The 14,190-nt window shown below is 38.2% G+C and carries 12 protein-coding genes; 11 read left to right on the forward strand and 1 reads right to left on the reverse strand.

Features of this window, described 5'->3' with window-relative positions:
- The first annotated feature begins 14 nt into the window (after window positions 1-14).
- From mutL to PCNPT3_RS02360, 9 genes are all read left to right on the forward strand, one after another.
- On the forward strand, window positions 15-1,817 hold the full coding sequence (mutL, locus tag PCNPT3_RS02320) for a DNA mismatch repair endonuclease MutL (RefSeq protein ID WP_015464262.1): 1,803 nt from the start codon (window positions 15-17) through the stop codon (window positions 1,815-1,817).
- Complete coding sequence (miaA, locus tag PCNPT3_RS02325) at window positions 1,810-2,733, forward strand: tRNA (adenosine(37)-N6)-dimethylallyltransferase MiaA (RefSeq protein ID WP_041771244.1); 924 nt, start codon at window positions 1,810-1,812, stop codon at window positions 2,731-2,733. The genes mutL and miaA overlap by 8 nt, the downstream gene beginning before the upstream one ends.
- Before the next feature lie 212 nt (window positions 2,734-2,945).
- Window positions 2,946-3,173, forward strand: a complete 228-nt coding sequence (hfq, locus tag PCNPT3_RS02330) for an RNA chaperone Hfq (protein WP_015464264.1) — start codon at window positions 2,946-2,948, stop codon at window positions 3,171-3,173.
- Between the two features lie 101 nt (window positions 3,174-3,274).
- On the forward strand, window positions 3,275-4,567 hold the full coding sequence (gene hflX, locus PCNPT3_RS02335; protein WP_015464265.1) for a ribosome rescue GTPase HflX: 1,293 nt from the start codon (window positions 3,275-3,277) through the stop codon (window positions 4,565-4,567).
- Window positions 4,568-4,667: 100 nt separating this feature from the next.
- Window positions 4,668-5,843: an FtsH protease activity modulator HflK gene (gene hflK / locus PCNPT3_RS02340; protein ID WP_015464266.1), complete on the forward strand. Its 1,176-nt coding sequence runs from the start codon at window positions 4,668-4,670 to the stop codon at window positions 5,841-5,843.
- Window positions 5,843-6,709: a protease modulator HflC gene (hflC, locus tag PCNPT3_RS02345; protein ID WP_015464267.1), complete on the forward strand. Its 867-nt coding sequence runs from the start codon at window positions 5,843-5,845 to the stop codon at window positions 6,707-6,709. Before hflK ends, hflC begins: the two co-directional genes overlap by 1 nt.
- A gap of 149 nt (window positions 6,710-6,858) precedes the next feature.
- Window positions 6,859-8,172, forward strand: coding sequence for an adenylosuccinate synthase (locus PCNPT3_RS02350; protein ID WP_015464268.1), 1,314 nt, complete (start codon window positions 6,859-6,861; stop codon window positions 8,170-8,172).
- Window positions 8,173-8,533: 361 nt separating this feature from the next.
- Complete coding sequence (locus PCNPT3_RS02355) at window positions 8,534-10,096, forward strand: sulfatase-like hydrolase/transferase (RefSeq protein ID WP_015464269.1); 1,563 nt, start codon at window positions 8,534-8,536, stop codon at window positions 10,094-10,096.
- A gap of 873 nt (window positions 10,097-10,969) precedes the next feature.
- Complete coding sequence (locus PCNPT3_RS02360; RefSeq protein WP_015464270.1) at window positions 10,970-12,187, forward strand: Cache 3/Cache 2 fusion domain-containing protein; 1,218 nt, start codon at window positions 10,970-10,972, stop codon at window positions 12,185-12,187.
- A gap of 54 nt (window positions 12,188-12,241) precedes the next feature.
- Here PCNPT3_RS02360 and ispB read toward each other — a convergent pair whose 3' ends face one another.
- Entirely contained in the window at window positions 12,242-13,213 is a 972-nt protein-coding gene (gene ispB / locus PCNPT3_RS02365) for an octaprenyl diphosphate synthase (RefSeq protein ID WP_015464271.1), read from the reverse strand.
- 339 nt (window positions 13,214-13,552) lie between these two features.
- Between ispB and rplU the strand changes: the two genes are divergently transcribed.
- Window positions 13,553-13,864 carry a 50S ribosomal protein L21 gene (rplU, locus tag PCNPT3_RS02370; protein WP_015464272.1) on the forward strand — a complete coding sequence of 104 codons (312 nt, stop codon included), beginning with the start codon at window positions 13,553-13,555 and terminating at the stop codon, window positions 13,862-13,864.
- Between the two features lie 16 nt (window positions 13,865-13,880).
- Window positions 13,881-14,138, forward strand: coding sequence for a 50S ribosomal protein L27 (rpmA, locus tag PCNPT3_RS02375; RefSeq protein WP_015464273.1), 258 nt, complete (start codon window positions 13,881-13,883; stop codon window positions 14,136-14,138).
- Window positions 14,139-14,190: the final 52 nt, after the last annotated feature.

Below are 14,190 nucleotides of genomic sequence, written 5' to 3' on the forward strand. Positions count from 1 at the left end.
TCGGATCTGCCCTTATGCCAATTCAAATTTTAGCGCCTCGTCTTGCCAATCAAATTGCTGCCGGCGAAGTGGTTGAACGTCCTGCTTCTGTGGTCAAAGAGTTATTAGAAAACAGCTTAGATGCAGGGGCTTCGCGTATTGAGATCGACATTGAAAAAGGGGGGGCAAAGTGCATACGTGTTAAAGATAATGGACAAGGCGTCGCCAAAGATGAATTGACCTTAGCGTTAAGCCGTCATGCAACGAGTAAAATTAGTCACCTTGATGATCTTGAAGCAATAATGAGCTTAGGTTTTCGAGGAGAAGCTCTGGCAAGTGTGAGCTCTGTTTCTAGGCTAACGTTTACGTCAAAACCGCAGGATCAAGAGCAGGCTTGGCAAGCGATTGCAGAAGGGCGAGACATGCAAGTGCATATTAAGCCCTGCGCACACCCACAAGGGACCACTGTTGAAGTCTTAGATTTATTTTTTAATACACCCGCGCGTCGACGCTTTTTAAAAACCGAAAAAACTGAATTTCAGCATATTGATGAATTAATTCGTCGTTTAGCGCTTAGTTATTTTGATATCTCATTTACGCTAAAACACAACGGTAAAATAATCCGTCAATATCGCCCTGCCTCAACGCCAACGCAACAACTAAAACGTTTGGCGAGTATTTGCAGTGATAGCTTTGTCAAAAGTGCTTTACACTTTGAAAGCGCCGATCAGGGTTTAAAAATATCGGGCTGGATCTCAGATAGGCTCTCACCTCGGACTTTAGGCGATGTACAATATTGTTATATTAATGGTCGGATCATTCGTGACCGATTGGTTAATCATGCGATAAAGCAAGCCTATGCGCGTATATTACCCGCAGGTTTCTTCCCCGGTTTTGTTATTTATATTGATTGCCCCGCAGAGCAAGTGGATGTAAACGTACATCCGTCTAAGCATGAAGTGCGTTTTCATCAAGCGCGTTGGGTGCATGATTTTATTGTGAGTACACTGAGCGTGACGTTAAACGATCCTGAGATGTTAATGGCGACAAGTCAGAAGGGTGAAACCGTACCTAGTTATATACCGAGTCCGGTCACCAATGCGTCATCAAACGAGAGCATCCCAACGCCTACGTATACACCAAAACATCATTATCAAGCCCCTATTGATGAGGCGCAAGTTAATGCTTATTGTGACTTTATTCGTCCACATGTTGTACCGGAATCGCAAATATCCACACTACCAAAAAGTCGATTAACATTACCCTTGGCCATAGTTTCTGAATACTATTTATTGCTGCAAGCCTCTGTAAATAAAACGGGAAGTAGCTCCCCTTTATACCTTTTATCTTTGCCAAAAGCGGATCAACTTTTACAACAAACACGATTATTTGAGGCTTGGAAAAACGGAGAAGTAATAGCACAACCTTTATTATTACCGGTGCGCTTATCTTTAGACTCACAATTGCCGTCTTTAAACGCTGCTGGTGAAATCCTTTTGCAGCGTTTAGGTTTTAGCGTAAAACAAAAAATGCAGAAATTAATTGTGAGTAAAGTACCTGCACTATTACGCCAAGGCCCTGTCGCTAAAATATTACCGGTGTTATTAACGTATTTAAAATCTTTTGAGGAGGCCTTAACGGAATCTGAAGTTAATGATTTTTGTGCCTTGATCGTGCGAACCCATGCGCAGTTACAAACTCAAGATAAGAAATGGCTCTTTAGTGATGGCTGTGAATTATTACAAAACATAGAGCAACATTGCTCATTAGAAACAACCAGTGGGCTCTTTTTTGAGCCAGATCTTTCTCTCTTACTCCAAGGCGTCTGTGATGCATAAATACCCCTCTGCCATTTTTTTAATGGGACCCACGGCCTCGGGAAAAACAGATCTTGCTATCCGTTTAGCGACACAAGAAAACTGTGAAATTATTAGTGTAGATTCTGCATTAATTTATAAAGGCATGGATATCGGCACTGCAAAACCGACACTTGCTGAGCGCAAGCTTGCACCACATGCATTAGTGGATATTTTAGATCCCTTACAAGCGTATTCAGTGGGTAATTTTAGAGAGGATGCTTTAGCGTTAATGGCGTCTATTTGTGCGCGAGGCAAAACCCCTTTATTAGTGGGGGGGACGATGCTTTATTACAAATCTTTAATTGATGGACTATCACCGTTACCGCAGGCTTGTGCGGATACGCGCGCGCAAATAGAAAGTGAAGCTGCGCAGCTCGGCTGGCAAGTTATGCATGATAAGTTGGCTCAAATAGATCCAGTGGCGGCGCTACGCATCCATGTTAACGATCCACAGCGCCTTTCAAGGGCGCTTGAAGTTTACCGAATATCAGGTAAAAGCATGACTGACTTAACGCAAATCAAAAGTGAGCCTATCCCTTTTAATGTTCGTCAATTTGCGATTGCGCCACAGGAAAAAACAACATTACATCAGCGCATAGAGCAACGTTTTATCAATATGTTAGAAACTGGTTTTGAAGACGAAGTGAGAAAATTAAAAGCGCGTAAGGATCTGCATTTAGATCTTCCTGCTATGCGCTGCGTTGGTTATCGACAAATGTGGCAATATTTAGAAGGTGAAATTGATCATGATGAAATGCAGTTTAGAGGTATTGTTGCTACGCGTCAGCTTGCTAAACGACAAATGACGTGGTTACGAGGCTGGAAAACGGAGTTAACTTGGCTTGAAAGTGAAGATCCTTGTAATTTTGATAAAATAATGAAAAGTAGCACATGATGTAAAAATACGGACGTCAATGGTGAACAATAAATATACGTATTTGTATGCTGTCTAAGAAAGAAGAGATCCCTTGTCACTTCAAATAATACTAACGCTTTGATTAAAATAAAATAAAGAAAGTGTTGTAGATCAAAAAAATTAACATGTAGTGCATTTTTTATTGAGTGGTTGTTTATACTAGGCAGTGACAATAATAATAGGAGACAATAATGGCGAAAGGACAATCATTACAAGATCCCTTCTTGAATACTTTACGTAAAGAACATATACCGGTTGCTATTTATTTAGTGAATGGCATTAAGTTACAAGGGCAAATAGAATCATTTGATCAGTTTGTTATTTTACTGAAAAACACGGTGAGTCAAATGGTCTACAAACATGCTATTTCGACGGTTGTTCCGACGCGTCCTTTTTCGATCCTTCCTCCCTCAGAATAATTTCAAGGCACTATCGGTGTCTTGAATGAAGGATTTTTTATCGAACCTTTGATCTTTGTTGTGGTAGGATTAATTTTTATATTTCTATTTTGGAGCTTTTATTGTTTGATCGTTACAAAGCCGGAGAGCGGGCACTCTTAGTCCATATGACCTTTTCTGATGATGCTAAAAAAGAGGATCTTGATGAGTTAAAGTTATTAGTAAGCTCAGCAGGCGTCGCTTCCATTGGCGTGATCACAGGACCTCGAAAAACGCCACATCCTCGTTATTTTGTGGGCACCGGAAAAGCACAGGAAATCGCTGATGGCGTGCGCACTTTGGGCGCAAATGTTGTTATTTTTAATCATTCACTTTCCCCCGCACAGCAACGTAATCTAGAAGCTCTTTGTGAATGTTTAGTGCTCGATCGTACCGCGCTTATTTTAGATATATTTGCCCAACGAGCACGTACCTATGAAGGTAAGTTACAAATTGAACTTGCCCAGCTAAAACATATGTCAACACGCTTAATACGTGGTTGGACGCATCTTGAAAGACAAAAAGGTGGCGTGGGCATGCGCGGCCCGGGTGAAACACAGTTAGAGAGTGATAGACGTTTACTGAGTGAGCGAATAACCGCCATTAAAGGCCGATTAGCTAAAGTTGCCAAGCAACGCGATCAAGGTCGCCGTGCGCGCGTACGCGGTGAGATTGCAACGGTCTCTTTGGTAGGTTACACCAATGCGGGAAAATCAACCTTATTTAATCATATGACGGGTGCAGATGTTTATGCTGCTGATCAGTTGTTTGCTACGTTAGATCCCACGTTAAGACAAATTAAGGTCCAAGATGTCGGCAATTGTATTTTAGCGGATACGGTGGGTTTTGTTCGTCATTTACCCCATGATTTAGTGGCTGCTTTTAAAGCGACATTACAAGAAACGCGTGAAGCCACATTATTATTACATATCGTTGATTGCTCCGATGAAAATTATCGAGATAACATCGATGCGGTGCAACTTGTTTTAAATGATATCGATGCGGGTGATGTGCCACAACTCACCATTATGAATAAAATCGATGCCTTAGATGATTTAAAACCGCATATAGATTTAGATGATGAAGGTAAGCCAATACGTGTTTGGTTATCGGCAAAAACGGGAGAAGGAAGCGATTTATTATTAAGTGCATTAAGCTCTTTATTATCGGGTCAAATCCGTGAATTACACTTATGTATCCCACCAGAGCAAGGTAAATTACGCGCTCAACTGTACCAAATTAATTGTATCGTAAATGAGTCTTATGCAGAAAATGGAGATTGTTTAGTTGATATTCGTATTAACAATGTCGATTTATCTCGCTTGCGTAAGCAGTTTTTAGGTGTGCTAGATGCTTGCATAAAGGCAAACAAATAGCATTCAATGAACATATTATGTCAAGTTCTCTTTCTTATTTGAGAGAACATTGCTACATTCCAATATTCAATAACTTATATTATTTAATCGGGAGCTAACTATGGCTTGGAACGAACCGGGAAAAGATGATAAAGACCCGTGGAACAACAGTGGAAAGAAAAAAGATCAAGGTCCACCTGATCTGGATGTTATTTTTCAAAAGCTGAGTGACACTATCGGCTCTTTATTTGGTAAAAAACCAAATTCAAACAAAAATGGCAAAAGCAACCATAGTAAATTAGCCGTGATGGTTATTATTAGTGTGCTTGCTATCATCTGGTTTTTCAGTGGCTGGTATACAATCAAAGAATCAGATCGTGGTGTTGTACTACGTTTTGGCGCTTACAATGGACAGGTTGAACCCGGCTTACATTGGCATCCAAAATTCATTGATAAGATCATTCCTATTAATGTTAAAGCGTTTCGCACAATGCCCACCAGTGGTTTTATGCTTACGGAAGATGAAAATGTGGTTAAAGTTTCCATGGAAGTTCAATACCGCATTATCGCCCCAGAAAAGTATCTATTTAGCGTAACCAATGCAGATAATAGTTTGCTACAAGCATTAGACAGTTCACTGCGTTTTGTGGTTGGTCATTCAACAATGGATGATGTATTAACGACAGGTCGTGAAGTGGTGCGTCAAGAAGCATGGGAAATGCTTGATAAAATCATTGAGCCTTATAATTTAGGCATTGAAGTGGTTGATGTGAATTTACAACAAACGCGTCCGCCTGAAGAAGTAAAAGCCGCCTTTGATGATGCGATTTCAGCGCAAGAAGATGAAGAACGTTTTGTACGTGAAGCAGAAGCGTATCAGCGTGCTAAAGAGCCTCTTGCTCGTGGTCAAGTTAAACGTATAGAGCAACAAGCACAAGCTTATACAGAAGGTGTTGTCTTAAAAGCACAAGGTGAAGTGGCAAGGTTTAATAAACTTTTACCTGCGTACCAAAGTGCACCAGAGATCACGCGTCAACGTATTTATATCGAAACGATGGAAACAGTATTAAGTAATACATCAAAAGTATTAATTGATAATAAGTCGGGATCTAATATGACATTTTTACCGCTTGATAAACTGATGAATCATAGTGGCTCGGTAAGAAAGTCTTCAAAGTCACCGATATCAGATCTTGATGCGCGTGTTTTAAAAGAAGCACAAGATGTAGCATTAGATCGCGCGAGTGTCAGTGACCGACTTTCTCGTAGTACACGCACAACGGGGAGAAGTTACTAATGAATAAAATATTAATTCTTATTGTTGCTTTATTATTGGGATTGTTCAGCAGTACCTTTATTGTCAATGAAGGCGAAAATGGTATTGTTTTACAATTTAGTAAAGTAAAACGTGATAGCGACGGTAAACCTGTCGTTTACCCACCGGGTCTACATTTTAAAGTGCCTTTCATTGACACCGTTAGGGTGATGGATGCACGTATCCAAACGTTAGATGATCAACCAGATCGCTTTGTTACCTCTGAGAAAAAAGATTTAATTATCGATTCTTATGTAAAATGGAAAATTGATGATTTATCGGTTTATTATCTGGCAACGGGTGGTAATAAAATGCAAGCTGAAGCGTTATTGAAACGTAAAATTAATAATGGATTGCGTAGTGAAATAGGCTCGCATAGCATTAAAGATATTGTTTCAGGTAAACGTGGCCAATTAATGGAAACGGCACTTAAACGGATGGCAAGATCATCTGAGTTGGGTATTAAAGTTGTTGATGTACGTATCAAGAAAATTAATTTACCGGATGAAGTCAGCATTAGTATCTATAAACGGATGCGCGCTGAACGTGAAGCGGTAGCGAAAGAGCATCGTTCACAAGGCCAAGAAAAATCTGAGGTCATTCGTGCAAACATTGATCGTAAAGTGTCTATTATGCTTGCAAAAGCAAACAAAAAAGCACTAGAAGTCCGTGGTGTCGGTGATGCGACGGCTTCGAAGATTTATTCTGATTCCTATTCTCAAGATCCTAAATTCTTTGCTTTCTTACGTAGTATGAGCGCGTATGAAAAAAGTTTTTCTGATAAAAATGATGTGATGATTTTAAGTCCTGATTCTGAATTCTTTAAGTTTATGAAAACAAAGGGTTAAGTTTCAAGTAAATCAAAAAAAGGCGGGTGACCGCCTTTTTTTATGATTAAAATTTGAACATATAGCAAATTTGAGCATAAAGCGATTGATCAATACAATCAATGTTTGCTAAAATCTTATCTCAATTCGCTAGAGAAAATGTGATTCTGATGGGAAAAAACGTAGTAATTCTTGGCACTCAATGGGGTGACGAAGGTAAAGGTAAGGTTGTAGACTTACTAACAGATAAAGCGCAATGGGTTGTTCGCTATCAAGGTGGACATAACGCAGGGCATACATTAGTTATTGACGGACAAAAAACAGTTTTACATTTGATCCCATCGGGTATCTTACGTGAAAATGTTAAGTGTGTGATCGGTAATGGTGTGGTGCTTGCTCCAGATGCATTATTTAATGAAATGAACATGCTTGCTGAGCGTGGCGTTCCGGCTAAAGATAGACTCTTTATCAGTGAAGGCTGTCCGCTTATTCTTCCTTACCATGCCGCATTGGATATGGCTCGTGAAAAAGCACGAGGCAGTAAAGCCATCGGTACGACAGGTCGTGGTATCGGTCCTGCTTATGAAGATAAAGTAGCGCGTCGTGGTTTACGTATTGACGATCTGTTTAATATGGACACTTTTGCTGTGAAACTAAAAGAAGTCATGGAATACCATAACTTCCAATTAGAAAACTATTATCATGTTGAGCCAATAAGCTATACCGATGTGCTTGCACAAATGACGGAAATGGCGCCATTACTGATAAGTATGGTTATCGACGTTACTGACGAATTAGATAAAGCACGTCGACGTGGCGACAATATCTTATTTGAAGGTGCACAAGGTACGTTACTTGACATTGATCATGGTACTTATCCTTATGTGACCTCGTCGAATACAACGGCCGGTGGTGTTGCAACAGGTAGTGGCTTTGGTCCTACTCACCTTAACTATGTATTAGGTATTGTTAAAGCATATACAACACGTGTAGGTGCAGGTCCGTTCCCAACTGAATTATATGATGGTGTTGATAAACTTGATGAAGTGGGTAAACACTTAGGTACTGTTGGTCATGAATTTGGCGCGACAACAGGGCGTTTACGTCGTACGGGTTGGTTTGATGCAGTTGCTATTAAACGCGCAGTACAATTAAACGGTATTACTGGTTTTTGTCTTACAAAACTTGATGTTTTAGATGGTTTGAAAGAGATTAAAATTTGTACTGGTTACCGTATGCCTAATGGTAAAGTGGTTGATGTGCCGCCGATGTCTGCTGAAGGTTATGAGAGCGCAGTGCCTTTATATGAAAGTATGCCAGGTTGGGATGGGATCTCTTTTGGTGTTACTAGTTTTGATGCACTACCTGAAAATGCAAAAGCATATATTAAACGTTTAGAAGAATTAACAGGCGTGCCAATGGATATTATTTCTACGGGGCCTGATCGTCACGAAACGATGATCCGCGTTAATCCATTTTCTTAATATAAGTCATGTTTTGTTATATGTTTATTAATTAAATTGTATATCAAGACATATAAAAAACCTTAGCATTGTATATGCTAAGGTTTTTTTATGCCTTTTTTTCAGATTCTAAATATGTGATGTGCTAAAGCATAATACCAGCGTGTTTTTTATTTCTACATTCTCTTCTTAATATTTAATTTTACCCACAAAATAAAAAAACCTTGCTTTTCCTTTTGTTTTCTTCAATTTCTTTCTTTGTGATCGCTTTGGTTGTTAACTTGGTTTCACTGGCTTACACTTTGTCTTTAAATTACTACACTTAATTTTTGTGTGGTTAACGCAGTGTGATTTTACTTTTGCATATATTAAGGAAAAATTTATGTCCATTACTCGCAGGGGCTTACTCAAAGGGATGTTGGCAAGTGGCGCTGTCGCAGCGACCGGTTTAACTACCGGTTGTGCTACGTCATTAGCATCTACAAAAGTAGGTTCGTCGTTTTTAAATAATAATAAAAAACCGAATCTATTAATTATATTCCCAGATGAAATGCGCGCGCAGGCGTTAGGGTTTATGAAGCAAGATCCATCGCATACTCCCAATATTAATAAATTTTCTAAGCAAGGTGTGATATTAAAACAAGCGGTTTCTAACTTTCCTTTGTGTACACCTTTCCGTGGCATGCTAATGACAGGGCAATATCCATATCGTAATGGGCTACAAGGTAATAGCCATGCTCCGACGCCTGGAAAATTTGCGGGTAGTGATTTTGGTATCGAGTTAAAAGCCAATGCATTAACTTGGTCAGATATTTTAAAAGAGCAGGATTATAGTTTAGGTTATATTGGTAAATGGCATTTAGATGTTCCTAAAGCGCCGTTCGTACCGAGTTACAACAATCCGATGGAAGGGCGTTATTGGAATGATTGGACGCCACCAGAGCGTCGCCATGGATTTGATTTTTGGTATTCATACGGCACACATGATAAGCATTTAAATCCAATGTATTGGACTAATGAAACACCAAGGGATAAGCCATTGCATATTAATCAATGGAGTCCTGAGCATGAAGCAGATATCGCCATAAAATATTTACGCAATGAAGATGGTAAGTACCGAGACAGTAATAAACCCTTTAGTCTTGTTGTTTCTATGAATCCTCCGCATTCACCTTATGATCAAGTGCCTCAAAAATATTTGGATAAATATAAAGGGCAAACATCAGAGAGTTTAAATACAAGACCAAATGTAAAATGGGATAAAGATTATACTCCCGGCTATGGCCCAAAATATTTCAAAGAATATATGGCAATGATCCATGGTGTTGATGATCAATTTGGACGCATTGTTGATGAATTAGATCGTTTAAAACTAACGGAAGATACTTTGGTTGTCTTTTTCTCTGATCATGGCTGTTGTATGGGATCAAATGGTAAACCTACCAAAAATGTGCATTACGAAGAATCAATGCGTATTCCAATGATATTTCGCTGGCCGGGTACATTAAGCGCGGGTAGTAGTGATATCTTATTTTCAGCACCCGATATTTATCCGACGATATTAGGTCTGATGGGGATGCAAGATTTGATCCCAGATACAGTGGAAGGGACTAACTTTGCTAATACGGTAAAAGGGATGCAAGGTGATAAACATCCTACGTCACAATTTTATACCTTTATGCCTTATGGCGCGCAATCTTATGGGCGCAGAGGTGTGCGTACAGATCGATATACTTTAGTGATTGATCGGAAAATTGGTAAAGCATTGAGTTTTGTATTACATGATAATCAAAATGATCCTTATCAAATGAAAAATATAGCGAGTGATAACGAAACGTTGGTAAAAAAACTCATAGAAGAAGAGTTAATGCCTTGGTTAGAAAATACGGGAGATCCATGGCGTCCAACGGAAGTGGTCGAGACGGTCCTAAACGCATATACATAAGCTTTTAAAGTTTATGTTTAAGAGAGTCGCCCGCCTAGACAAATAAACATGTTGTTTGACACATTTTTATTTTTATAGGCGGGCTTTATTTTTTCGTTAAACCTACATATCTTTTTTTTGTCTAAAGAATCAAACTATTATCCTGATATTTACTGAATAAAACACACTAGATTATCACGCCTTGCCTTTATGTTTGTGGTTATTAATTGATGTTTTAATTGTATTTTAGGATGCTAAAATTAACAAGGCCTCATGTTGACTTCGATTCGGTCCACGCGCTTTTCTCCCTTATTTTTATAATAATACACTATGTATAGAAGCGGGAATGCTATTGCTTAGAAAAGCGTATTCATGTTTTTATTGGTGATCATTACGTTGAATTATTCATCTTCGATTATATTATTTTCACGGAAAAAAATATAAATTAAATAACATATATTATTTTTCGGTATCGTTTATGATATAAAACAAAACATTTTTTAAAGTGTGGTTTTTCGTTCTTTTGGAAGTTTTTTTTTGTAACCTGTTAATTTTTAATGGCATTTTATTGACACTATAAATATTTAACTCTATATTTTGATTTCGATATAAGGCGCTTTACTTCTTATGTGCGGATTTTGTCGTGTAGTAGGTGCTTTAAATTTTAAAAAAGCAAATACATGGCGCACAGAAAACACATTAAAATCAAAGCTGTCTTGTAATTTAATGATGGCATATTACTGCACGTTATAAAGTAAAGTTAAATAAAAAAACGTTATGATAACCTTTGATAGTTTTCATTTTTAGTGAAAATTGAAGTGACACTTAAAATGCATTAGTCAGAAGCATTTAGTTAAAACATTTCAGAGTGTTAGCAATAATTAATGAGGTTTTGTGGATTTTATAAAAACTAAAAGCATTGCCGTTCAGTTAAAAATGACCATAAGTTTCTTTTTACTGTTAGGTTTTTTATCTATTTCTATTTTTGTTGCTAAGTATTCATCTGAAGTGGCATTAAACAGATCTGTATTAGCGGAGCAAGCGAGAATACAGGTATTGGCTAAAACGGTATCAAGCCAGTTTTATATTTATGTGGATAAAATAAAGTCGTTAGAAGGGGCTTTTGAATTTAGTTATTTAAAAGGTCTGTCGTTCACTAATAAAAAAGTCCGTATGGGCGAATATGATGTGTTTGACTTGCAAATAAACGGGATTTCTTTATTACATGATTTTAGTGTTAGCGATCAATTTCAACGAGACACTGGGATCCAGTCGACGTTATTTGTACGCTCCGGTAAGGATTTTTTAAGGATAAGTACTACCTTAGTCAAAGAAAATGGAGAACGTGCCATTGGCACATTATTGAACCATGACAATATTGCTTATCAAAGTTTACTCGATGGTAAAGAGTCGTATGCAAAGCAGACTTTGTTTAACCATAATTATTTAATATATTACAAACCTGTTTTTTATCAAGGAGAAGTGCGCGCCGTGATCGCATTATTTGTCTCTCTTGATAAAGCCTCTTTAGCCATTTTTGATAACCTCGATCATATTTTATGGGGTAAAACAGGCACCAGTTTTGTTATCAGTAATTCAGGCACTAATTTTGGTGCTTATATTTATCACCCCTCATATACAAAAAAAGAAAATATTCAAAACTATCTAGATATACACGGTGAGGCGCCCTTACTTAAAAGTTTTAAACAGGTACAAGCGCCTCTTTATTTTACTATTACGGAAAAAGGTAAAAAAGTGCAAAAGTATTTAGTGTATGCAGATGTACCGGGCTGGAATTGGCGTTTATTTGCCGGTGGCTCAGTACAAGAGCTCACTAAACAAAGTCGAGATTTATTGCTTTCTATCGCATTAATATCTTTATTGTCGGCTTTGGTGACCTTATTTATACTCAATATTTATATCGAACGTATCACCCAACAGTTAACTAAGATAAGTAAGTATATGGTGCAACTCGGACGTGGAGAGACGCGAATGACTGTTGAGAAAACACCTTTGCAATCAAAAAATGAGATGCATCAACTTATAAAAGGGGTCTCTGTTGTAGCTCTGCAGTTAAATGAGTTAGTCGGTAAGATGCGAGGCGATAAATAAACATAAAAACAAGGCGTTTTTATGTTTATTTAAATAATAATAGAGGATATGACGTTATGTTTTACGATTTGCAGCTAAATGCGCAAGACTAACCAATGCCTCTTTGTATTGGTTGTTAGGCAAGATAGCAATCGCTTCGATGGCTTTATCTGCTTCTTCTTGGGCACGCGCTTGTGCGTATTCAAGTGCATTTGTAGATGCCAATGTTTCCATTATAAGGTCGAAGTGTTGCATGCCATTGGCTTTTTCAATCGCATCTTTAATCAATGCCTTTTGTTTTTCGGTGCCGTTTTTCATGGCATAAATCAGGGGTAGAGTAGGTTTTCCTTCCGCTAGGTCGTCGCCACTGTTTTTTCCCATCTCTTGCGCGTTAGAGGTATAATCCATCACGTCATCGGTGAGCTGGAAAGCGGTGCCTAAGTATTTTCCGTAATTAAGTAAGGCCAATTCTATTTCGGGAGTCTGCTCTGCTAATACGCCGACAAGCTGCGTTGCAGCTTCAAAGAGTTTGGCTGTTTTATAATAGATAATATCCATGTACAGTTTTTCACTGATATTGGCATCATTACAGTTCATTAATTGAAGAACTTCACCTTCGGCAATAATGTTTGTGGCGCGGGATAAAACATCCATCACTTTTAAATTTTGTAATTCACTCATCATTTGGAAAGAGCGTGTATACAAAAAATCCCCTACGAGCACACTGGCGGCATTACCAAATAAGGCATTGGCCGTTTTTTTTCCACGTCGTAAATCGGATTCATCAACAACATCATCATGTAATAATGTTGCGGTATGCACAAATTCAATGATGGCTGCAAGTTTGGTTATTTTCTCGCTGTGCACGTTAAGTGCTTTTGCTGCCAATATGGTGATCAACGGGCGAATTCTTTTGCCTCCGCTATTGACGATATAAAATCCAAGTTGCTTAATAAGTGCGACATCTGATGTTAATTGCTTACTTATCAATGCATTAACTTTAGCCATCTCTGTATTTGAGATTTGTTGGATGTGTTTTATATCCATAGACATTAAAAATTCCCATTTTCATACTATTAAAGATTGTTATTATTGCGTGTTATTTGCTTTTTCTCAACTACAGATGGAATATGTTTTAACAATATTAGATAGCGGTAGCCTTAGTGAACCCCTTATTTTTCATGTTTAATCAACATTAGCCCCCCCTTTTTTTTAAAAACTAACCCCTATTTTTTTATGTTTCATATAATTAGTATATTTTTCTTTAAATGCATTGCCAAAGGCATGACTTTGCCGTAGAATCCGCCACCATTGAGATTAATAAGTGCGCTCTCGTAGCTGATTTAAAAAACAAATAGCACGAGATGCCTGAACGGAGTAATAAACATGTACGCTGTTATCCAAAGTGGTGGCAAGCAACACCGTGTTGCTGTTGAACAAACTCTTCGTTTGGAAAAACTAGATGTAGAAGCAGGAGCAATAGTTGAATTTGATAAAGTTCTTCTTATTGCAAGCGCTGAAGACATCAAAGTTGGTGTTCCATACGTTGAAGGAAGTAAAGTAACTGCTGAAGTAGTTGCACACGGTCGTGGTAAAAAAGTTAAAATAGTTAAGTTCCGTCGTCGTAAGCATTCACGAACTCAAGCGGGTCACCGCCAATGGTTTACTGAAGTTAAAATTATTGCGATTAACGCTTAATTAGGAGTTATTAAAAATGGCACATAAAAAAGCTGGTGGTAGTACTAATAACGGTCGCGATTCAGAAAGTAAACGCTTAGGTGTTAAACGTTTTGGTGGCGAATCAGTACTAGCTGGTAACATTCTTGTACGTCAACGTGGAACTAAATTCCATGCGGGTACAAATGTTGGTCTTGGTAAAGATCACACACTATTCGCTAAAGCGACTGGTACTGTTAAATTCGAGAAGAAAGGCAAGCCTTTACGTTCATTCGTAAGTATTGTTGCTGAATAAGCTTCTTTCAACTTAGAATTATAAAAGCCTCGCAGATGCGGGGTTTTTTTTT

This window comes from Psychromonas sp. CNPT3, assembly GCF_000153405.2.
Classification (GTDB): Bacteria; Pseudomonadota; Gammaproteobacteria; order Enterobacterales; family Psychromonadaceae; genus Psychromonas.